Consider the following 22,884-nt stretch of genomic DNA (forward strand, 5'->3'; position numbering starts at 1 on the left):
ATTAATCTACCCAATTCAACGGACGTTTGGCTGTACGGTATGGACTCTCTTTGCATACTTCACAATTAGGAGCATAATTTACACTCCCTTCATTCAAATTAAACCCAAATGGCACAATTCCGAGGTTGTTTCGCTGAATATACACTGCTTTTTGCTCAATGGCCGATACTTGAAAATACCCTAATATTATATCCGAATCATCGTTTACATTTTTCAAGTTTCCACGAATAGCCGCTGGAGCAGTATCAAAAATCCCGCCCGAATTATTGGCTTGTTGGTCAACATTCCGCCAAAAGGTATATGCTTTACGAGATAAACTCATTTGTTCAATGAGCATATAATACCCCGTTATGTTATCAAATGGAATTTGGGCAACAAATTGTTTTTTTAATGTATTTCCATTTACCAAATTATCTGATGCCAAAACTACACATCCCAGACAACTTATTGTATTCCAGCAATCAGTACAACATTTCTGATAGAAAATTTGAGGTCTATCACCTGTCACTGTATATTGAGAGCAATAATTGGCTCTTTCATAATGCACCCACTTCCAACGATAAAAATCACCTTCGGTTGCAGGGTCTTTTACATCAACATATATATTAAAAACGCCTCTATATTTGGGTCTTGGTGTGGTTGTAAGCTTAAACTCACTATAAACCTTCTCGATAGAAGGCGTCATTCGCATCGTTTCGGATTCGCTTTCATAGCTTGTTCCATCACTCAATCTGATATGTACTTGATATGTTTTTCCGACTTCTCCCTTAAAACCATCGGGAGTGCTGAATTGCCCCTTATTCATATCAATCAAATCCGTACGATTTGATTTTTCATCAGTTATCCAAACTTTTGCGGCATTTACATATTTATCAAAAACACTTTCTTGGCTATTATATCCCGCCGAATAACTCAACTGAAAAAAATACGGCCCAACCAAATTTGTCAATGTACCTTCAAAAACAATTTTCGGTTTTCCGCCTACTAATTTGGGGTCGAAAACATCAACACAAGCTATTAGGCTAAAAAGCACTAAAGCGGCGAGTATTCGGTTGAGAAATTTCAAGTTTTTGAATAGTTATGTGTTTCGATAATTTATTTCATTAAAACTTAAAGTTATACGAAATCGAAGGAATCATTGAGCCTAAGATTGATAATTTATAAATATCAACTTTGTTGTAATATTGTGCGTAACGGGTTTTGGTTCGGAAAAATACCGAGTAGGCATTGCGAGTATTGAGAGCGTTGTAAATCGAAAAATTCCAACTGCCTTTAAATTTCTTAGTTTTATAAGGGTCTGCATCAATATTCATCGCCAAATCAAGGCGTACATAATTCGGGATATTTGCTTGATTTCGGTTGGCATAATAAGGCACGACCAAACCACCTACATAAAATTTGGCAGCAGGATAAGTAATCGGACGGCCAGTACTGAATGTAAAGTTAGTAGAAAACGAAATCCGCTTAGCGGCCTGATAACTTGCAATGAGGTTGAAAATGTGCGGTTTATTATAATTGGGCGAAAAATACTCACCGTTATTGATGGTTTCTTCCTCAAATTTACTTTTCACCAAAAACTGCGTTTGTGAATACGTGTAGCTCATCCAACCCGTAAGCAAACCGATATTTTTCTTTACATAAAGTTCAGCACCGTAAGCACGGCCTGTTCCTTGCAGAATAGATGCTTCGGGAAATTTATCGAGCAACAGGTTTGAGCCATCCTTATAATCAGCTACGTTGGTTAATTTCTTGTAAAAAAACTCAATCGAAGCTTCAATTTTATTATCATTTAGATTCTGAAAATATCCAATCGAAATCTGGTCGGCAATTTGAGGTTTTATGTAATTATCAGCCGATTTCCAACGTGCCGTAGGCAAAGCGGCAGTAGTGTTTGAAATCAACTGAATGTACTGAATCATTCGATTCAAACTAAATTTGATGGATGCATTATCGTTCAGTGAATATTTGGCCGAAAAACGTGGCTCAATTCCACCATAACTTTTCGTTACTGAACCTTTGGCATAAAGAGTAGAATCAGTGAGGGTTTCTATACTCTTGGGCAGTCCGTCACGATAATTATAAGTATAGCCCGTTCCTCGATTCATGAAAAACGAATACCGAACACCCACTAAAATCGAAAATTTCTTATTGAAATCATACTCATCATTGATATAAACCGCCGACTCTAAGGAACTCTCATTGCGAAGCGTAACAGGATTTATCTGCGAAACAGCATTATCAGGTCTGAGTTTACCAGGTTGAATCTGATAGTCGATTGTACTTAGGCCAAAATCAATTTTTTGTTTTTCGGAAGGTAAATAATTGAAATCGGCTTTGAGATTTTTATAGACAATATTCGATTCTAAACGAAACGCCAAAGCAGAATCTGGATTGATAATATTGGCATCGTATCGACTATAAACACCTACAATTTTAGAAGTCAGTTTTGTGCCAAACGAGTGTACCCACGAAAGCGTACCATTGGTAGTTCGCCAATTGAAAAGCGAAGAAGAAGCATTAACTTCAAGGTTAGCCAGCGAGTCGCCTGCTACTTTAAATTTATCAAAACCAGTAAAGCCAGTTAAAGCGATTTTGTCTTTTTTTGTGGGGCGAAACTCCAGTTTCGCCGTGATGTCATAAAAATCTGCTTTCGTATTTTTGATATTTTGTTGAGGGAGTAGCTTAAATAAATAGCCAACGTAAGAAAAACGACTGGCAACGAAGAAGGATGCTTTATCTTTAATGATTGGAGCTTCGAGCATCAATCGGCTACTTACAAGCCCAACTCCGCCTTGTCCCGAAAATTTCTGAGCATTAGCATCTCTCAGATTTATGTTCAAAACCGAAGCCGTACGCCCGCCGTACTGAGCAGGAATACCGCCTCGATAAAAATTAATATCACGCAAAGCATCGGGATTAAATACCGAAAAGAAACCCATCAAGTGAGAAGCATTAAATACGGGGGCATTATCCATCAAAATAAGATTTTGGTCGATATTTCCTCCACGTACATTAAAGCCCGAAGCCCCCTCTCCTACGCTCGCTACTCCTGGCAATGAAAACAAACTTTTGATAATATCAAGCTCGCCGAGTAGCGTGGGTAGCTTCTTCATATTCTTGATACTCAGATTCGTAACCCCAGTTTCGAGCCTTTTGACGTTCTGCGATGCACTATTGGCCGACACCACAACTTCGTCTAAATCATTGGCTTTTTCATCCATGATTATATCAACCATCAGGTTATTATTTACATCTACACGCTGGTGTTTCGTAAAAAAACCTTGATAACTAACCGTGATATTGAATGTACCCTTTGGCACTAAAACTTGGTAGCGACCGAGTGTATCAGAAAGTGTACCGTAGCCAGTCTCGTCAACATAGATTGCGGCTCTTGGTAAGGGTTTTTCGTTACTACTTTGTCGGATTACTCCCGAAAGTGTAAACTTTCTTTGCCCACAAGTAGTTGAGAATGAGAGGAATAACACAATAAAACACCCCCATACCCCTAAAGGGGAGTAAAAGGATTTCTTTTTCATAAATATTATTTGTTTTGTATTTAGTTTGCTCATTCTGTGGACTGCCGACCATTGACTGTGGACTATTTTTACTCAAATCTCAAGTGTTTAACCGATTCGCCTGAGTTTGCCAATTCGTTCAACGAATCAATTCCGATTTGTAGGTGTCTTTCAACAAAAGCTCCCGTTACCTTCTTATCGCTTTCTTCTGTCTTCACACCATCTGGAATCATCGGGTTATCTGATACTAACAATAATGCTCCGTGAGGAATGGCATTTACAAAACCAACTATAAAAATGGTAGCCGTTTCCATATCAATGGCCATTGCACGAAGCTCACGCAAGTAATCTTTGAAAGCCTCGTCGTGTTCCCATACACGGCGGTTGGTGGTATAAACAGTACCAGTTTGGTAATCTAACTCATGTTTCTTAATCATTGAGCTAACTGCTCTCTGTAAACGAAACGAAGGCAAAGCAGGAATTTCGGGGCGAGCATAATCATTACTTGTTCCTTCGCCTCTGATGGCGGCAATCGGCAATATCAAATCACCAAGTTTGGTCGACTTCTTCAAGCCACCTACTTTACCTAAGAAAAGAACTGCCTTGGGCATCACGGCCGTAAGCAAATCCATTACAGTTGCGGCTACTGCACTACCCATTCCAAAATTAATGATGGTAATGTTGCCCGCCGATGCAGTTTGCATGGCACGGTCACGACCTTTTACTTCTACTCCGAACTTCTGAGCAAACATTTCTACATAATTACCAAAGTTGGTCAATAATATATAAGGTCTAAACTCTTCGAGGGGGGTGCCAGTATAGCGTGGTAACCAGTTTTTTACGATTTCTTCTTTTGTCTGCATAATTTTAATGACGTAAATTTGTTGCGAAATGCTGTAACGTTCATTACAGGATATTAGAGTACCCAACCCAAAAATTACAACATTAGTTCCAGCGTACCAAAACTTTCTTTGTCATGCACCAACTCAACCTTCCGACCTACACTTATAAAATTAAAGAAACGGATGGAAAAACTTATATTTTTGATGCAATTCGTAAGAAATATTTGGTACTAACACCCGAAGAGTGGGTAAGACAGCACTTCATTAATTTATTATTAAGTCATTATGGCTACTCAAAAAGCCTACTTCGACTCGAAGGTGGTTTATCGTACAATAAATTACAAAAACGCACCGATATTGTGGTATTCGATAATGAAGGTAAGCCATTTTTATTAGTAGAGTGCAAAGCAGCTGATGTACCTGTCAATCAGGCAGTTATTGCACAAGCTTCTCGATATAACCTTACGATGCGATGCCCTTTCTTAGTAGTAACTAACGGAATCAGTACTTTTTGCTTTAAGGTTGATTTTGAAAATGGCAAGTACGAGCAACTCAAAGACCTGCCCAAAATAAATGGGTTGTAAGTAATTTACTCACAACCCATGCTCGATTCAAGGCTTCAGTATTTAGTTTAGACTAATCACATTTTCGATAATTTCGAGAGCGTCAGTTTCGGCTTGTTTATCTTTATCGTCAAAGATGATAATCAAGAAAAAATTGGTGTGACTCTTAGGGTCAATCATCCCCGAAAACATCACTCGATGACCATCTTTAAAACCTTCTACATAATAACCGTCAAGCCCATCGCCTTCAATAATTTCTTCAGCATCAATTTCTTGTAGTTTCATGGCTTTTGCACCAGCAATCACGGCCTCATCCATATCATCAGCCGAAATATTTTGCTCAAAAATGTGCATCATCAATTCCATGCCATCACCTTTCATTTCAAAGTCATTATCGGTATTTTTTGTTACTTTAAAATCATCAGGAACGGTGATTTGAAGTTTGTAATGTTCCCAGACATAAGTTTTATCGGCTATAAAGCCAAATGAAGAAAGCGTAATGAGTACGATAGAAGTAATTAATGTTTTCATAGTTCAAATACATTTAATAGGTTAATAATGAGTAATATATCGGAGCCAAAGGTATCTATTTAGTTAGATTGCAGCATCAATATCGACCATAATTTTATCAACTGGTAAAGAATTTGGCTATCAACTCCCCTATTTTTATGATTTTGAGGTAAAAATCATTATTTTTTCAATCTAAATTTTTCATTATACATAATTATTCCTACCTTTGCACCCTCATTTTTGAGGAAAATAAATTTTATCATTTAACACTGTTTTTAGTATGTTTCAAAACCAGTATGAGACAGTTTTCATTCTAACTCCCGTTTTATCTGAAACTCAGATAAAGGAAGCTGTCGACAAATTCAAAAAAACATTAACTGATTCAGGTGCAGAAATCGTTCACGAAGAACATTGGGGACTTCGTAAATTGGCTTACAGCATCCAGAACAAGAATACGGGATATTATCAATTAATTCAGTTTAAAGCTGCCCCTACGACAGTTGCAACTTTGGAAACTGACTACAAACGTGATGAGCGTGTAATGCGTTATTTGACTACGAAATTAGACAAATATGCTATTGATTACAGCGACCGCCGTAGCAAAGGACAAATTGGCAGAAAAAATGTAGAAACAGCTCCGAAAGAAGCAGAAACTGAAAATTAAGATGAGAAACAACGCAATGTCACTCGTAAACGACCCTGTGGATAGAAAAGACCAGGCTCGCAAAAAATATTGCCGCTTCAAAAAAGCAGGTATCAAATATGTTGATTACAAAGACGCAAACTTTTTATTGAAGTTTGTAAACGAACAAGGAAAAATCCTTCCTCGTCGTTTGACTGGAAACAGCCTTAAATTCCAACGTAAAGTATCGGTTGCCATCAAACGTGCAAGACACTTAGCTTTGATGCCATTCGTAGCTGATGGACTTAAATAATTGTGAATGACCGAATGAATAAATGAGTAAATTATTATTTTCTCATCAATTTATTCAAAATATTTACATTTTAACAAAACTGAGTGTTCGAGTATTTTTATTCATTAAATCTATCATTCACTCATTCAATCATTAATTAAGAAATGGACATAATATTAAAAACTGATATTGCTGGTCTTGGATATAAGAATGACTTGGTTGCTGTAAAACCTGGTTATGCTCGTAACTATCTAATCCCGCAAGGTTTTGCTCAGTTAGCTACTGAGTCTAACCGTAAGATTTTAGCTGAAAATCTTAAACAAGCTGCTCACAAAGCTGAAAAAATCAAAACTGCAGCTTTGACATTGGCAGAAGAAATTGGTGACATGGTAATCACTATTCCGATGAAAACTGGCGAAAGCGGTAAAATCTTCGGACGTGTTACTAACACTCAAGTTTCTGACTACTTGAAAGAAAAAGGTTTCGACATTGACCGTAAGAAAATTACGATGGATGATGTGAAATTCGTTGGTGATTTCTCAGCAATCCTTGACCTTCACAAAGAAGTTAAACACAAAGTAGCAGTTAGCGTAGTAGCTGAAGCATAATTTAAGGCTTTGTGTAAAAATATAAAGGCGTGTATTTCGAAAGAAGTACACGCTTTTTATTTAATAATTTATCAACTTTTGCGATGGTCGATATATTTTTAAATCTTCAACTAATGTAAAATCTGACAGATTTAATGTTAAAACCTCAAGACTATTAGCTTTAGCAATAGCAGCAATTAGTGCATCTGGAATACCAATTTGACGACTTGATAAGTCAGACATAATTTGTACAAATATTTTGGAAGCATCTTTGGTAATACTATAGCGATTAAATTGTCGAATGAGTTTTTTAGTTTGTTTTTCTTCACCCTTTCGCATTCCAAAGTAAATTTCCCCAATCGTAACATCACAAATTGCTAAATTTTCGTAACCAATTTTCTCTAATTCACTGACAACTATCGAATTACCCCTAAAAATCTCAAAGATAATATTAGTATCACAGAGTATCATTTAACGCCACGTCCTCCCCACGCTTGTTTTCTAAAATCCGCAAAATCTTTCCATTCCGTTCTGTCTCTCCAAATACCAAACGTGTCATTGATTGCATTTTTAATTTCCACTGCAGTTCCCCCCTTTTCAAATATGGCATCAAGATAATTATCACTAAAAATATTATTCATATCTTCCTGCATATTTCTCAGTAAATCTTCTTCCTTTGCAACTTTTGAAACTAAATACTCTCCCTCTAAACGACTGTTGTTAAAAGTAATATTCATTTCTTTTAACATATCTATCAATAAAGCTTCTTGCTCAGGTGTAATCTCCAATTCTAAGATTGTTCTCATCTTTTTCTTATTTTTCAATCAAATCTAATAAAAATTCATCAAAAAACAATTTGCTTTTTCATATCAACTTCTCAGTAATAGCCAGTTTTATCAACTGGGCAGTATTCTGAACATCGTATTTGGCAAGCATATTTTTTCGGTGGCTGCTTACGGTGCTGACATCCACAAAAATTAAATCGGCGATTTGTTGATTGGTGAGTCCATCAGCAATTTTTAGAAGTATTTCTTTTTCTCGACGAGTGAGAGCAGGAAGTTTTCGCTCGTCGGGCTTTTTGAGGGTGTTTGATGCCGAAATACTGAAATAGGTTTTACGTTGCATAACTGCCTTGATAGCGTCAACGATTTCGTATTTGGCAGCATCTTTCAGAATATACCCACTTGCACCGTTATCCATCATTTTTTTGATAATGCTTTTTTCATTGTTGATACTCAAAGCAATCACAGCAATGCTCGGATATTGGTCTTTCACAATCTTACATAGGTCGATTCCGTTGGTATCGGGCAAGTTAATGTCCATCACAATCACATCAGGTTGGTGGATGGGTAGTTTCGCCAAAAGGTCTTTACCATTATCGAAACTATATGTGCAATTCATGCCATCTTCTTTATCGAAAATCGCTTTGATGCCCTCTGTAACAAGCGGATGGTCTTCAACTAAATAGATTTCGGTCATGTTAATTTGGGAATTCGGATTGATGATTGTGGATTTGCGTAAAAAATCCTAAATCCACAATCTAAAATCGTAAATCAAATTGGTATCTCAATATAATACGAACAGCCAGCGTTTGGCTCGGTTTGGAAATCTATTTTGCCTTTTAGGTACTCAATTCGATTGTAAAGGTTTTGAATCCCCATACTTTTCTTACTATTTACCTGCTGTGGGTCAAAACCGATACCATCATCTTCAATCGTAATATTAATCAAATTAGGTTTTGCCATTATTTGTACCAAAGCTTCTTTTGCTCGCGAATGTCGGATGATGTTAGTTGTAAGCTCTTGAATCACCCTAAAAATAGTAGTTTTATAGATATTTTCAAGTTCAATTTCAGCTAAACCAAAACTTTGATAGGCAAATTTGATACCTGAATTTTCGTCAATCGTCTGAATATAATCTTTTAGGGCTTCTTCTAAGCCTAATTTCACTAAACTTTCAGGCATCATGTTGTGTGAAACTCGCCTTAATTCTGACAGCGATTCATCTAAAAGACTCATGCTTCGTTCAAAAGCTAAGGCATGCTCGTGTTGTAAAATAAATGAAGTTTTCATGTTTTGAAATGCGTATTTTACGCTTGATAATATACCACCGAGTCCGTCGTGTAAGTCCTTTGCCAAACGACTTCGTTCTTCGTCTTGTCCTTGCAAAACTGCTCGACCAGCTAAAATTTGTTTTTCGCTTTCAAGCTGTCGAAGTTCTTGTTCGTGTAAAATCTGTTCTTGCCTACGTATGCGATTACGGTTGCGTATCCACAAGCCAAAGAATATTAACGCCCCAACCAAAACAACAACCGAAAAAATAAGCAGACTATTGAGTCGTTTTCTATATTGATTTTCATCCGAAAGTTGTTGTAAAGCAGCTTCCTTTTTTTCGGTTTCATATTTGGTTTCAAGCTCTTTGGTATTTTTCAGAATAGCATTGTTTAAACCAATATTTCGTAATGAATCGGCCAATAGATTATACTTTTCGGCCAAAATTGGGTCTTGATTATTGACCAAAAGCAACTTGGCGTATTGCGTATAATATTGTTGTAAATGATTGATATTCTTGAGTTTTTCGTCTTTTTCGACTGCTTTTTTGATAAAATTGAGAGCTATGGGGTAGCTATGGTTATAGTAATATGCCACCGAAAGCCAATAATCAGCCAAAGACGTTCGCTCAGCCGATTGGAGTTGCGGACTTAATTCGGCCAATTCGGTAGCGTGTTTTAGCAAGTTTTCATAGTGTTGGGTTTCGACATCATGGTAACAAAAATTCTGTAAAGCATCGGCCATTGCGATTGCATCATTGAGTTTTTTTGCCAACGCAATTATCTGATTATTAACCGTTTCGGCCTCTTTTCTTCGTTTGAGTTTCCACAAAACTCCCTCTTTGTTTATCAAGTGACTCAGATAAAATCCATCTTCAAAAGTTTGACTGATGGCTATTGCCTGATTGATGTATTTTAGAGCAATCTCTTGTTTATCGGTTTGCGTAAATACCGAACTCAAATCATTATAGACATTAGCCATTTTTACACTATCTCTAAAAGCCTCAAAAATGCTCAATGATTTAAAGTAATAGTTAGTAGCCGAATCAAGTTTTTGCATCAAAACGAGGGTATTTCCCATGTTTTCATACATGATTCCTTCACGCATTTTATCTTTTTTCTCGATACTAAGCCTCACTCCTTCTCTCAACAAAACCAAAGTTTGGTCGTATTTGCCTTCGAGATTTAGTAGCTCTCCTTCGCTCGAAAAATACCGCACAATTCCTCGTAAAAACGATAATTTCTTGCTTAATTCGTAGCCTTCAAGATAATATTTACGAGCAGTTTTTATGTCGTTGTAGGCATATTCGTCACCTATCTTATTCAATAATTTCACTCGATTCGTATCTGCCTTAGAGGATTTTAGTTTTTCGAGCAGCGGAGCCAATTCGCCTGTTTGTGCCATTGATTGTAAGCACAAAATCGAAATAAAAAAGATACATAAAACTCTGTCTATCAGCTTCATAGTGTCAAGATTCAGCTTCTGAATAATATTTCAAAGGTAGTGGTTTATGAACTATTAAAATTCCCCCTTTTGGTGGAAAAAAAATAATTTTTCACCTTATAATTTTGACCCAACAATAAAAATAATCGAATCAACCATGAAAATATTACTTTCTATCGCCTTGCTATTTTTCTCTCCTTTAATTTTTGCTCAAGAGGGTCGCCCCGCATTGGCTTCGGAGACAAGTGAAGATGAAAGAGTAAAAAGCACAATCAAAAAGGCTTTTCCACACGATTTGGAAAATTGGGAAGTAGAAGACGAATCAAAAACCGATGGAATCACTTGGTTTCATAATGGTGGAGAAGCAGCCAATAGTCCGTTTACGCACCAATATAAAATTAATTATAAACGTAAAAACGTAAGTGAGCAAGAACGTGAAAAGTGGAAGAAAGTTGCGGTTGACGTTGTGGGAATTCAGAAGATGATGGCAGAAACTGAATGCGAAATCGTTGTTACAGTCAATACTTTTTTTACAGAATTTGAGGCCGAAAATCTACAAACAAAAGCCGTATCGCCATTTAATTTAAGTATGGTCGGGCCTTTTGAGGCCAAATATTTCATGGGAAATGGCTGGAAAATAAGCAAAAATGAAAGTTTGGAAGATAATCGAAGGAATTATGTAGTTGAAGCGGCAATTAACAAGGGTGTGCCGATGACACAAATTCAGACCATTCATTTAGATTGTACGGGTTCACCTACTGTCGTTGATTTTATTCTAAAAAATACCGATTTAAAAGCCATTCAAACTTTGGTTGGGCAAAATAAAATTACACAACCAACTAATAATCAAACCATTACAAAAGAGAAACCACTCACCAAACCACTCGAGGGCAATAATGAAATTGAATTTACACTCGATGGCGGTGATTTTCACAATCGTACTTTCAAGCTAAAACATTCAAAAGATGGCGAGTTTGGCTATCTGCTGAACAATCATCCTAACCCTGCGATTACAGATAATGCCATGACAAGAATTCTGATTCAAGAAGACGATGATTTTAAAACAAAAAATAAAACTGGCTTTCTTGATATAACGATTCCGTTCATTAGAAAAACAGGAGAATTTGAGGTTTTTAAAGGTGCCGAAAAAGCTTCATTTGCGGGTGGAATCAATTGCTGGGATGGCTGTGAATATAGTTTCGATGCCGATGGAATGAAAGTCAATGTTTCGAGATATGATGCAGTTGGTGGTTTTATTGAAGGAACTTTTGAGGGGGAAGTGACCGTAGGCTACAAAATAAATCAACCACTTGACAATGACCAAAAGAAACGCCCAAATGCTCAAATTAAAGGCCGATTTAAAGTTCATCGAAAAGAAGATAGGTATTGAAAATTTATGTATTCCGAATTTAAAACTATGAAAAAACTCATTCTTATATTACTCCTAAGCAGCTTTATTAATGAGCATATCTATGCTCAAACTCCCGAAGGTTGGACCAAAGAACAATGGGACGAGGCCGTTGCAGGAAAAGCCTCAAAGTTGTATTTATACTCAGACAAAGATTTATTAGAGGCATCAGAAGCCTGCATGATTAAAATTCAGTTAATCAAAATTCCGAATACTGACCCAAACAACGAAACGCCTTCGTTACAAAAAGAGTATCAGTATCTTGATTTGCCAGTTGGAGAAGCAAACTCTTATACAACTACTAATTGGAGAATAGTAGAAGGTGGAGGAAATATCGTCGGAATAGACAATAATACTATCAGCTATACCGCCCCAAAGAACAGGCCTACGGGAAGCAAAATGATTATTTCAGTTGATTTGGCACCTAATAGACCGAATCTTCCAAAAGTACAATTACTTAAAACTCTTTTTTTCGTAGAAAACGAAAGTTCTTTTACACTTAATATCCCTGCTATTGGTATCATCAATGCCAAATTTACTAATACCAGTAATGGTGGTGTAGCAGGTTTATCGAAAGGAAATGTACCACAAATGGCGTATGATATAGCAAAATCTAAAGGATACCACCTCAATGCTCTTACTAATAATGCGATGTATGTCTATAATGCCAGTGAGAACAGTTCGGCTATTACATTTTCTGGATTAACGCTTGAGGGTATTGATGGAGGAAGCAAAGCGGCAATTCCAAATGCAGGAATATTAGGAATATCCTATAAAGGAAAAGGTGTAGGCAGTTTTCCTTTGGCAGTAGAACAAAAAGGAGAAAACGTTGGAGTGGTTATGAGTTTTATGCAAAAAGGCTGTGGATGTAGTCGTGATGCTTATTCTGATGATGAAATTTATAACTGCACAGGAAAGATTACGATTACAAAAGATGACGGTAAAACGATTGAAGGGAAATTTAACACAGTCGTTTTCTCTGACGATGGTAATGGACACGTTGTCAGAGGTCAATTACAAGGTAAATTTAAAGCGATGAAAGCCAATTAATTCAATATCTCAGATAAAAAAATTAACCTCAAAATATCATGAAGAATTTAATCTTAATCCTTTTTTTAAGTCTCTTTTTAGGAACTGCGAGTGTTTTCGCACAAGACATCAAAGCCTATCAAAACTATGATTTTGTGGCTGGTGATAAAATCATTTTTTCTGATGATTTTTCAGATTCACAAACTGGAGAATTTAGTACTCACTGGAAACTCAATGGCGGACAAGGTGTTGTCAATATGGCAGGAGACGAGAAAGCCTTTTTTATTACAAAATACTACACAGCTCTTTCGCCAAGAGTAAAAATACCTAACTACTTACCCAAAGAGTTCACGATTGAGTTTGATACTTGGCTTGATGCTGCTTATGATTCAAATAATGGGGTTATCATTTGTTTCAAAAATGGGGATGATTGTCCTGTAAGAATCACCACCAATAATAGCCAATGGATTTGCGAAAACCCCGAAGGAAGACTAACAGGCGAACTACCTAAAAGTGTTGTAGGCGAAGATTATTTCAATAAATGGCATCATGTTGCCATTGCCGTAAAAGGCGGGCAAATCAAAATTTATTGTGACCAATATAGGGTATTGGTTGTTCCAGAAGTTGCCTTCAAAGCAACCACCATAGCAGTTTTAGGAGATGCAAGCGATGGCATGAATATGATGTTTAAGAATTTCAAATTAGCTGCTGGAGGTGATATGAATTTGATTGGTAAAGCATTTACCGACGGTAAATACATTTCGCACGGAATTAATTTTGATGTAAACAAATCAAGCATTAAACCTGCTTCGATGGGCGAAATTAATGCCATCGCTAAGATTTTGAAAGACAACCCAGCCTTGAAGTTTGAAGTAGGCGGACACACCGATTCAGACGGTGATGATGCAAGCAACATGAAATTATCAGAAGCAAGAGCCAATGCCGTAAAAAACCAATTAGTTGCTTTAGGTATTGATGCCAACCGCCTTGCTACTAAAGGATATGGCGAAACCAAGCCAATTGCACCAAACACTACGTTTGAAGGCAAAGCCGAAAATAGAAGAGTTGAGTTTGTGAAGATGTAAATGAGACACTTAACATAGATTTAAAATTCAACACCCACTATATCAACAGCATACACCCGAAGTGTATGCTGTTTTCATTCAGTCACTCCATTAACAGTCCAAATTTTCAATCAAAAACTTACCTCCCAAACAAATATTATCTATAATGAATATCAGAAAAAAATAAAAGATGTAAATTGCCAATCGGCTTATAATTTTTTATTGAAAACATGATTCCCCAAGAAGCTCAACCAAGTACTAATAACGATTCTCAACTATGGCAACAGTTGAAGAATGGTAGCGAATTGGCTTTGGGAAAACTCATCAAAAAGTATTTTAACCTTTTACAGAACTACGGTTATAAATTTGTTAGAAACGAAGATTTTGTCAAAGATTGTGTACAGGAAGTTTTTGTAGAAATTTGGAGCAGACGGCAGAGTATCAGTCAACCCGATAGCGTACGGGCCTATTTACTAAGTTCTGTTCGTAAGAAGATTTTGAGAGAAAGTGTCAGACAAAAAATTAATGGAGACGACAAAATCATCAACATAGAAAATGATTTAAAATTTGCTGAGTTTTCGCCCGAATTAATCATCATCGAGCAAGAAAATACGCAAGAAACTATCCAAAAAGTTTCTGGTTTGCTCAATTCTCTACCCAAACGCCAGCGAGAAGTTGTTTATTTAAGATTTTATCAAAACCTCGAACGAGACGAAATCGCCCAAATTATGGGGGTCAATGCTCAATCGGTTTCTAACCTTCTGCAAGCGGCCTTCAAAACCATTCGAGAGAACTGGTCGGGGCTAATTATTCATTATTTATTTCTGATAAACTTCATTTCTTAAAAAAATATTTATAAAAAACAGTATTTGCACCCAATCATTGGCATCCTATTAAATAATACTTCATATTAGATGAATACAAATTATCGAGAATATAGCTTTGAAGATTTCAGTCGAGATGAATCATTTCGTCAGTGGGTGTTAAATCCTCATACTAAAAATGATGAATTTTGGGAAAAATGGGTATCCGAAAATCCCGACTGTGCTGACAACGTTAATGTAGCAAAAGCATTATTATTGACTCTTCAAGAAAAAAACATTTCGTTGAGCAATGATGATTTGGCTGCTATAACCGATAAAATTGTAGAAGAAACGCCACTGATTATTCCGTTCTGGAAAACCACCGCATTCAAGTTTGCCGCTTCGATACTGCTCTTATTAAGCATTGGTTTAATTGGTCTGAAATACTACGGTCAAGAATCGGGCGATGTTGCTTCCGAAAAAATTGCACCTAATTTGAGCAGCAATTACGTAGAAGAAGAAAACACTAACGACGCAAAAAAACAGATTACGCTCGAAGACGGTAGCCAAATTACGTTATATCCCAAAAGTAAGATTCGATATCCTAAACAATTTTCGACTCAATTAAGAGAAGTATATCTCATCGGCCAAGCGTTTTTTAAAGTTACTAAAAATCCGAAACGCCCTTTTTGGGTTTATACCAATTATATTTCGACCCAAGTATTAGGCACGAGTTTCATGGTTAAAGCCTTTGAAAACGAAAAAAACATCAAAGTTGAAGTTCATTCTGGTAAAGTATCTGTGTATCGCCGAGAAGACCTCGAAAAAGCTAAACTTCAACAGAAAAATGAGTTGGTTGGTATCATTCTCACACCAAATCAAGAAGTTGATTATTCGATTGCTGATGCACGCTTACTGAAATCAATCATTAATCGACCAGAGGTTTTAGTAGCAAACTCTCCAAAACATTTTACCTTCGACGAAACCCCCATTGCAAAGGTTTTTGGTATCCTCGAAGAAACCTACGGTATCAATATTATTTTCGATGAGAAAAATATGGAAAACTGTTATCTGACTGCATCGTTTTCTGATGAATCACTCTACGACAAACTAAAATTGATTTGCAAAATTACTCATTCGACCTACGAAATAGTTGATGCTCAGATAATTATCCATAGCAAAGGCTGCTAAAAATATTTTTTTGCATTATTTCAAAAAAAAGTTTGACTTAAACAAGTATCTAAAGCATGTTTCTGCCATCCATAGTTAAAACCTAACTTCTATGGATGATTTTTTACCAAAACCTCAATTCAATCTTATTGTTTCGGCCCTCTCCTCGTCGCTAAAGGTTTTTAGCGGATAATCAAGTCATTGCTCAGATTTCAGCAAAATAATTAAATAATTATATTTCTTCTTTGATAATACATACATTAACTCTAAATTTTATCAAAATCTGATGAATGAGTATTTTCACCCTCAATTAATAAAGAAACTTATGAAAGTTTCATTTCTGCAATTGCTAATAAGTCTGGTAGGTATAGGAATTTCTTATGCCCACTCAGCCACAGGACAAGACGTTCTTGAGCAAAAGATAACCATCAAAGCAAGCAATGATAATCTGAAAACAACCCTCAATATCATTGAGCATACTACGAGCGTACGATTTGTCTATAATCCGAGAGAGATTAAAATCGGACAAAAAATATCGCTGGAAGTTAAGAACGAGTCGTTGAAAGAGGTATTGGAAAAAATCTTTAAGCCTTTACAAATTTCTTACGAAGTAAACGGAAAGCAAATTTTGTTATTTAAAAATGCCCTCGGGCTAATTAGCGAACCTCGGCTGTCTTTACCATCAAGCAGTATCGAAACTATAAAAACAGTTCAGATGCTCACGGGAAAGGTAACTGACGAAAAAGGAGAGCCGATTCCGAGTGCAAGTGTAGCTATTAAAGGCACAACCAAAGGTACAACAACCGACGTTTCGGGGATGTATCGCTTAGATGTACCGAGCGATAAAGCAGTATTAGTATTTAGTTTTGTAGGTTATGCTACGCAAGAAATAGTTGTAGGAAACCGCACAACAATTGATGTATCGCTTGCACCAGACGATAAAGCTCTTGAAGAAGTAGTAGTAGTTGGTTATGGCGAACAAAAGAAACGTGATTTAACTGGAGCTTTATCATCAATTCAATCGAAAGATATTGTTAGAGCAAACCCTACGTTGGCTGCGAGAGCTTTGCAAGGGCAAGTAGCTGGTGCAACTGTAACAAAATCAGATAATCGCCCTGGAAGCGGCTATAATATCACGATTAGAGGTGAAAACACCATCAATAACTCAACTGCTCCTTTGGTAGTTATTGATGGGTTGATGGGTGGTGACATCAATAACCTTAATCCAAACGACATTCAGTCGATGGATGTACTCAAAGATGCCTCATCAACTGCCATCTATGGTGCAAGAGGTGCAAACGGCGTAATTTTAATTACGACTAAAAAAGGTCTATCAGGCAAACCAAGAGTAAGCTACGACTCTTATGTAGGAGTTAAAAATCCTGCACACTTACCCGCAATGATGTCGAGCGAGCAGTTTTATAAACTTGCCTACACGGATAGGATTTTAGAAGGTGCTACTGGGGCAACTTTTACATCGGCCGAGATGGCTAATATTAAAAATGGCGTAACAACCGATTGGGTTGATTTAGTAACTAAACCCGCTACTCAAACAAGCCACAACATCAGCGTTGCAGGTGGAACTGAGAAAACAACTTATCGTTTTTCGGGAGGCTGTTTACTAGAGCAAGGTAATGTAATCAGCACTGACTATAAACGATATAACCTCAATGCTGGCCTTGATAGCAAATTAGGTGAGCATTTCAAGGTAGGTTTTACGTCTTATGTAACTTATTCTGACCAAAATTTAGGTTCACAAGAGTCATTGAGAGGTGCTTATCGTGCAAGACCAACAGGAACTGTTTATTATGCCGATTTGGCAAATCCAAGCGAAAATCAAGATGTAAATTTCAATGGTTTGGCAATTTGGATGGGTATCAACGATAAACAAGTACCCAACCCATTGAGCGATACTGACCCAAACGTATCGAAATTGCAGACAACCACTGCCAATATCATGGGCAATGCCTATGTTGAATACACGCCTATTAAAGGTCTGAGCATTCGTTCTTCGCTTTCGGCTACTTATGGAACTTCAAGAATCGGTGATTTTAGAGGAATGTGGTCGAAATCACAAATCGGTACAAAACCTCGTACACAATACGATAGTCGCTTGATTGGAAGTTATACACTCGATAATATCATTAATTACAATCTTGATTTTGGCAAACATAAACTTACACTTACGGGCTTGCAAAGTGCTTTCTATCAAAGAAACGAAAGCTATACAGTTGCAGTAAAAGACTTGCCATTTGATTCTGACTGGTACTCCTTAAACACTGGTACCGTTACTTCATTTGGTAGTTCATTAGTTGAGCGTTCGATTGCCTCATACATGGGTCGCTTAAACTACACCTTCAATAACAAATATTTATTGACAGTTACTGGCCGTTCGGATGGTGCTTCACAATTAGCAGCTGGCAACAAATGGGCATTTTTCCCATCAGTGGCTTTGGGCTGGAGATTAATTGACGAATCGTTCTTACAAAATGTAAAAGCTCTTTCTAACTTAAAATTAAGAGCCAGTTACGGAGAAGTAGGTAACTCGACCGTAAATCCATATAGCACACAAGCGGGCTTATTGAATACAGGTTATGATTTTGACGGCACGGCCGCTTACGGTTTTGCTCCTCAAAACTTAGGCAATAAAGATTTACGTTGGGAAAGAAGTAAAGAACTCAACTTAGGTTTAGACTTCGGATTTTTCAGAAATAGAATTGCAGGAACAGTTGAAGTCTATGACAGAAAAACAGTTGATTTGATTTTGAGTCAGAAACTGCCAACTACTTCAGGTTTTTCGCAGGTAATCTCGAATGTGGGTAAAATTCAGAATAAGGGTATTGAAATTTTGTTAAACACAGTTAACGTAGCAAGAACAAACTTCACATGGAATACAACCTTAACCTTTACAAAAAACAATAACAAATTACTTTCACTCTACGGCGAAGGCCAGACAATCGACAAAGGGAATAAATTGTTTGTAGGTTATCCAATAAAATCAAATTTCGATTACAAATTTGATGGCATCTGGCAAACTGCTGAAAAAGATTTAGCAACTAAATATAAGCAAGTACCGGGTTCGGTAAGAGTTGTTGATGCCAATAATGATGGCCAAATTTCTTCAACCGAAGGCATTGACGACCGTATGATTTTAGGAACTGCATTACCAAATTTCCTTGTGGGTATCACAAACCGTTTCAAGTATAAAAACTTCGACCTTTCATTCTTTGCTTACTATCGTAACGGAACAGAATATAAAAACAATACATTATCAGGAACATTTGGCGAACTCGGCACTCGCTACAATAGCTTAGCGTCATTAGATTATTGGAGAAGCGACAATCCATCAAATACTTACTTTGGAGCTGTTGCAGCTAACCCATATCGTGCAGCCATTACTTATCAAGATGCCAGCTTTTTAAGAATTTCTGACATCACTTTTGGTTATTCATTACCAAAAGGAGCAATGGATAAGTTCAAGCTATCCAATGCACGTATATACACTCAAGTCATTAATCCATTTATTTTCACAAAATATACTGGATTCGACCCAGAGTTTAACTCAGCTATTTACCAAGACGACGTACCCTCAATGACAGTTAGTGTTGGTCTTAATGTTAGTTTTTAATTTCCTAAATGCAGAATGACAATGAAAACAATATTATTCAAAAAATATAATTTTTGGCTCGTTACAAGTCTATTGATTGTCTTGACAAGCTGTAAAGACCAATTTTTAGAGGAAGTTCCAAAATCGACCCTAACCACCGATGTCTATTACAAAACCGAGGCAGGTTTTGAAGATTTGGTTCGTTCGTGCTATCCATTATTAAGAAATATCCACCAGAATAGAGTTTTAGTTTTGAATGGTACTGATATTTTCTCGTCGCAAGGTGGTTGGAATCCTTCGGCAGTGAATGGTAAAGAAAATCAACCAAGTTTGTTTGATGTTTATGACGCTCGATTTAACGCTACTTTACCTGAGATTCAGAGTTTATGGCAATTACTTTATGCCGAAATTGCTCGAACAAACACCGTGGTTTCTCGTGCTGATGCCATCACAACCATGAACGCAACCTTGAAGGATACACGCTTATCAGAGGCTAAATTCTTGAGAGCATTGTGCTTGTTCTATGCAGTTCAGCAATGGGGCGATATTCCGATGCCATTGACCGAAACAACCACTCCGCAAAAAGATTTCCCTCGTGTGCCAGCGGCTGATGTCTATAAACAAATCATTACCGACTTGCTTGATTGTGAAGCTAAATTACCTGTGGTAGCCTCTAACTATGGACGAATCACGAAAGGAACAGCCCAATTTTTATTGGCAAGGGTGTATCTGACAAGAGGCTGGAATTATAACAACTCACTCGGTGGTACTAACGCAGATTTTGACTTGGCTCTTCAATACGCCGATAAAATAATTGATGCCTATCCGTTAGCTACAAATTATAGCGATTTGTTCCCGAAGCGTTCAAATAACCCTTTGACGCAATATACTGGAGCTCAAAATGATAAAAATGCTGAGATTGTGTTCTCGGTTCAATATAATACCGATGTTTTGACCAATAAAACTGACCCAGCATTTACACAAGATGCAGCGGGTGGCAATGATTTGCACTCTAAATTTGGCCCAAGTGGCGAAGGTTTCATTGGTAGCAAAGGCCGTACGACAGACTATAACCGTTGTCTTGGTGTTCACCAAATAAATACGGCAACATACCGTTTCTTCGACCCAGATAATGATACACGCTATGCTCATAACTTTGTGAGTGTTGGTTATGCTCTTTCGGCAGTAAAAGATTATAAACCACTTCCATTGAGCAACGCAAACCTAAAAGTAAGTTTTGCTGCTGGCGATACAGTATTACTCTGCCGTCCTTGGAATAAACCCGCAACTACACTGGCCGATAGAGGTATTGATTTAGGCGGAAAGAAAAATTACGCTGTTGTAAACACTGACGAATACGGAGGTGGCTACCCTATTGATAATTCGGGTTTGAATATCCAAGCTCCATTGATGTGGAAGTTTTGGCAGCCAGGTATCCCTTACGGTGACGCTTACGGTACATTTAATGAGTGTATATTCCGCTCAGCTGAAGCCTACTTAATCGCAGCCGAAGCTATCGTAAAAGGGGCAAAAGGTGGGAAATTAGGTGGTGCTGAGGTTTACTATAATCGTATCCTCGACCGTGCTTTAGGTACTAAAAAAGGAACAGACCCTAAATGTGCGGCTGTTCCCGAAAACCAAAAATCACTCGAAACGGCATCGTACAGAGCAACTGCATCAAATATTACGATTGATTTGATTTTAGATGAAAGAGCCAGAGAGTTTATGGGTGAATATAGCCGCTGGTTTGATTTGAAAAGAACAGGCAAATTGGTTGATAGAGTAAAGAAGTATAATCCTTGGGTAAAAGGTCAGTCTATTTCTGACAAGCATTATTTACGACCAATACCACAAAGCGAAATTGACCTTTCGTTCCCTGCGATGAAACAAAACCCCGGGTACTAATTAATAGTAGATTTGTTAATAAATAGAATGCGAAAGAGAGGAAGAACTTTCTTCTTCTCTTTTTTCCACTCAAACCCTCATTTCAACCCTAACCATGAAAAAGTATTTATTATTAACCCTAACCACTACTTTTTTTCTTTGCTGTTTTTCGTTGGCACAAGCCCAATGGAAAGAACTTTTCAATGGCACTGATTTGAAAGGATGGACTAAGAAAAATGGCAATGCCGAATATAAGGTTGTCAACAAAACCATCGTTGGGGTTTCGCAACTCAATACACCTAATTCATTCTTATGTACTGAAGAAGCCTACGGCGATTTTGTTTTAGAATTAGAAGTAAAAGTTGACCTTGGCTTAAACTCTGGTATTCAAATCAGAAGCATCAGCGACCCAAACATTCAAGCAGGTAAAGTACATGGCTATCAAGTAGAAATCGACCCTGGCAGTAGAGCATGGAGTGGAGGGATTTTCGATGAAGGCCGAAATGGCTGGCTGTATCCGCTATCTGTCAATGCCGAAGGACAAAAGGCTTTCAGAAATGGACAATGGAACAAATATCATATTGAAGCCGTTGGAAATAGCCTCAAAACTTGGATAAATGGTATTCCTTGTGCGAATCTCTTAGACCCACAAACTGCTCGTGGATTTATAGCCTTGCAAGTACACCAAATCAAGCGAGAAGAGCAAGTCGGGCTAACTGTACAATGGAAAAATATCAGAATTGCTACCGAAAACTTAAAAGATGCTGTTTGGAAAGGCGGTGCAGAAGCCCCCGAAGTAAGTTATTTAATCAATCAACTATCGGCCAACGAACAACGAAAAGGTTGGCGTTTGCTTTGGGATGGAAAGACCACCGCAGGCTGGCGTTTGGCTAATTATGATAAATTCCCAACGGTTGGATGGGCGATTCAAGATGGGGTTTTGAAAGTTTTAGGTACAAAAAAAGATACATTGGTAAAAAGTGGTGATATTATCACTGACCAAGAATTCTCCAATTTTGAACTCGAACTCGACTTCAAACTTAGCACTGGAGCTAATAGCGGACTGAAATATTTTGTAGTTGAAGACCGCAAGAAAAGAGCAGGTACGGGCTTAGGGCCAGAGTTTCAAATCCTCGATGACAAAGTACATCCCGATGCTAAAGAAGGTGTAAACGGAAACCGCACTACTGGTTCGCTTTATGATTTAATTACCGCCGAAAATCTTTCGGAAGGCAACAATGATAAACGAATGAATCCACCCGGAAAATGGAACAAACTTCGCATCGTTTCAAAAGATGGGCATGTAGAACATTGGCTCAATAACCTCAAAATGGTTGAATATGACCGACATTCTCAAATATTTCGTAACCTCGTTTCGAAAAGCAAATACAATACATATCAAAATTTCGCACAAGCTGTTTCGGGACACATTCTCTTACAAGACCACGGCGATGAGGTTCATTTCAGAAGCATAAAAATCAGAGAATTTTAAGC

General features: G+C 37.4%; 20 protein-coding genes. 12 read left to right on the top strand and 8 right to left on the bottom strand.

All coding sequences use genetic code 11. From position 1 onward, the window contains the following. Position 1 precedes the first annotated feature (1 nt). From IEX65_RS00065 to IEX65_RS00075, 3 genes are all read right to left on the bottom strand, one after another. The gene (locus tag IEX65_RS00065; protein WP_188763399.1) at positions 2-1,066 is read right to left on the bottom strand and encodes a DUF4249 domain-containing protein; all 1,065 of its coding nucleotides are present in this window, start codon (positions 1,064-1,066) and stop codon (positions 2-4) included. 37 nt (positions 1,067-1,103) lie between these two features. After that, positions 1,104-3,536 carry a TonB-dependent receptor gene (locus IEX65_RS00070; RefSeq protein ID WP_188763401.1) on the bottom strand — a complete coding sequence of 811 codons (2,433 nt, stop codon included), beginning with the start codon at positions 3,534-3,536 and terminating at the stop codon, positions 1,104-1,106. Between the two features lie 68 nt (positions 3,537-3,604). Further along, on the bottom strand, positions 3,605-4,378 hold the full coding sequence (locus IEX65_RS00075; protein ID WP_188763403.1) for an AMP nucleosidase: 774 nt from the start codon (positions 4,376-4,378) through the stop codon (positions 3,605-3,607). Between the two features lie 113 nt (positions 4,379-4,491). Between IEX65_RS00075 and IEX65_RS00080 the strand changes: the two genes are divergently transcribed. After that, positions 4,492-4,941: a type I restriction enzyme HsdR N-terminal domain-containing protein gene (locus IEX65_RS00080; RefSeq protein WP_188763406.1), complete on the top strand. Its 450-nt coding sequence runs from the start codon at positions 4,492-4,494 to the stop codon at positions 4,939-4,941. A 42-nt stretch (positions 4,942-4,983) separates the two neighbouring features. On the opposite strand, the gene IEX65_RS00085 is transcribed toward IEX65_RS00080, so the two are convergent. Further along, positions 4,984-5,451 carry a hypothetical protein gene (locus IEX65_RS00085; protein WP_188763408.1) on the bottom strand — a complete coding sequence of 156 codons (468 nt, stop codon included), beginning with the start codon at positions 5,449-5,451 and terminating at the stop codon, positions 4,984-4,986. A 259-nt stretch (positions 5,452-5,710) separates the two neighbouring features. Here IEX65_RS00085 and rpsF point away from each other — a divergent pair, with 259 nt between their 5' ends. The 3 genes from rpsF (at position 5,711) to rplI (ending at position 6,952) form a co-directional block, all read left to right on the top strand. Then, complete coding sequence (gene rpsF / locus IEX65_RS00090; protein ID WP_188763410.1) at positions 5,711-6,094, top strand: 30S ribosomal protein S6; 384 nt, start codon at positions 5,711-5,713, stop codon at positions 6,092-6,094. Positions 6,095-6,110: 16 nt separating this feature from the next. Next, positions 6,111-6,365, top strand: a complete 255-nt coding sequence (rpsR, locus tag IEX65_RS00095) for a 30S ribosomal protein S18 (protein WP_188764753.1) — start codon at positions 6,111-6,113, stop codon at positions 6,363-6,365. Between the two features lie 143 nt (positions 6,366-6,508). Beyond that, a complete protein-coding gene (gene rplI / locus IEX65_RS00100) occupies positions 6,509-6,952 on the top strand; it encodes a 50S ribosomal protein L9 (protein ID WP_188763412.1) in 444 nt (147 codons plus the stop codon). A 60-nt stretch (positions 6,953-7,012) separates the two neighbouring features. On the opposite strand, the gene IEX65_RS00105 is transcribed toward rplI, so the two are convergent. The 4 genes from IEX65_RS00105 to IEX65_RS00120 form a co-directional block, all read right to left on the bottom strand. Beyond that, complete coding sequence (locus IEX65_RS00105; protein ID WP_188763414.1) at positions 7,013-7,402, bottom strand: type II toxin-antitoxin system VapC family toxin; 390 nt, start codon at positions 7,400-7,402, stop codon at positions 7,013-7,015. Then, on the bottom strand, positions 7,399-7,737 hold the full coding sequence (locus IEX65_RS00110; RefSeq protein WP_188763417.1) for a hypothetical protein: 339 nt from the start codon (positions 7,735-7,737) through the stop codon (positions 7,399-7,401). Before IEX65_RS00110 ends, IEX65_RS00105 begins: the two co-directional genes overlap by 4 nt. 58 nt (positions 7,738-7,795) lie before the next feature. After that, positions 7,796-8,410 carry a response regulator gene (locus IEX65_RS00115; protein ID WP_188763419.1) on the bottom strand — a complete coding sequence of 205 codons (615 nt, stop codon included), beginning with the start codon at positions 8,408-8,410 and terminating at the stop codon, positions 7,796-7,798. 74 nt (positions 8,411-8,484) lie between these two features. Then, a complete protein-coding gene (locus IEX65_RS00120; RefSeq protein WP_188763421.1) occupies positions 8,485-10,446 on the bottom strand; it encodes a tetratricopeptide repeat-containing sensor histidine kinase in 1,962 nt (653 codons plus the stop codon). 136 nt (positions 10,447-10,582) lie between these two features. Between IEX65_RS00120 and IEX65_RS00125 the strand changes: the two genes are divergently transcribed. The 8 genes from IEX65_RS00125 to IEX65_RS00160 all read left to right on the top strand — a co-directional run bounded on the left by IEX65_RS00125 (position 10,583) and on the right by IEX65_RS00160 (position 22,882). Beyond that, positions 10,583-11,815 carry a hypothetical protein gene (locus IEX65_RS00125; RefSeq protein WP_188763423.1) on the top strand — a complete coding sequence of 411 codons (1,233 nt, stop codon included), beginning with the start codon at positions 10,583-10,585 and terminating at the stop codon, positions 11,813-11,815. Between the two features lie 27 nt (positions 11,816-11,842). Continuing rightward, positions 11,843-12,883 (top strand): hypothetical protein, encoded by a 1,041-nt coding sequence (locus tag IEX65_RS00130; RefSeq protein WP_188763425.1) that lies wholly within the window; start codon positions 11,843-11,845, stop codon positions 12,881-12,883. Positions 12,884-12,921: 38 nt separating this feature from the next. Further along, complete coding sequence (locus IEX65_RS00135; protein ID WP_188763427.1) at positions 12,922-13,947, top strand: OmpA family protein; 1,026 nt, start codon at positions 12,922-12,924, stop codon at positions 13,945-13,947. Between the two features lie 209 nt (positions 13,948-14,156). Beyond that, positions 14,157-14,771 carry an RNA polymerase sigma factor gene (locus IEX65_RS00140; RefSeq protein ID WP_188763429.1) on the top strand — a complete coding sequence of 205 codons (615 nt, stop codon included), beginning with the start codon at positions 14,157-14,159 and terminating at the stop codon, positions 14,769-14,771. 69 nt (positions 14,772-14,840) lie between these two features. Then, on the top strand, positions 14,841-15,920 hold the full coding sequence (locus IEX65_RS00145; protein ID WP_188763431.1) for a FecR family protein: 1,080 nt from the start codon (positions 14,841-14,843) through the stop codon (positions 15,918-15,920). Between the two features lie 304 nt (positions 15,921-16,224). Then, a complete protein-coding gene (locus IEX65_RS00150; RefSeq protein ID WP_188763433.1) occupies positions 16,225-19,527 on the top strand; it encodes a TonB-dependent receptor in 3,303 nt (1,100 codons plus the stop codon). Between the two features lie 21 nt (positions 19,528-19,548). Next, positions 19,549-21,411 (top strand): RagB/SusD family nutrient uptake outer membrane protein, encoded by a 1,863-nt coding sequence (locus IEX65_RS00155; protein ID WP_188763435.1) that lies wholly within the window; start codon positions 19,549-19,551, stop codon positions 21,409-21,411. Between the two features lie 94 nt (positions 21,412-21,505). After that, positions 21,506-22,882 (top strand): 3-keto-disaccharide hydrolase, encoded by a 1,377-nt coding sequence (locus IEX65_RS00160; RefSeq protein WP_188763437.1) that lies wholly within the window; start codon positions 21,506-21,508, stop codon positions 22,880-22,882. Positions 22,883-22,884: the final 2 nt, after the last annotated feature.

The sequence above is a fragment of the Emticicia aquatilis genome (assembly GCF_014644295.1).
GTDB classification, from domain to species: Bacteria; Bacteroidota; Bacteroidia; order Cytophagales; family Spirosomataceae; genus Emticicia; species Emticicia aquatilis.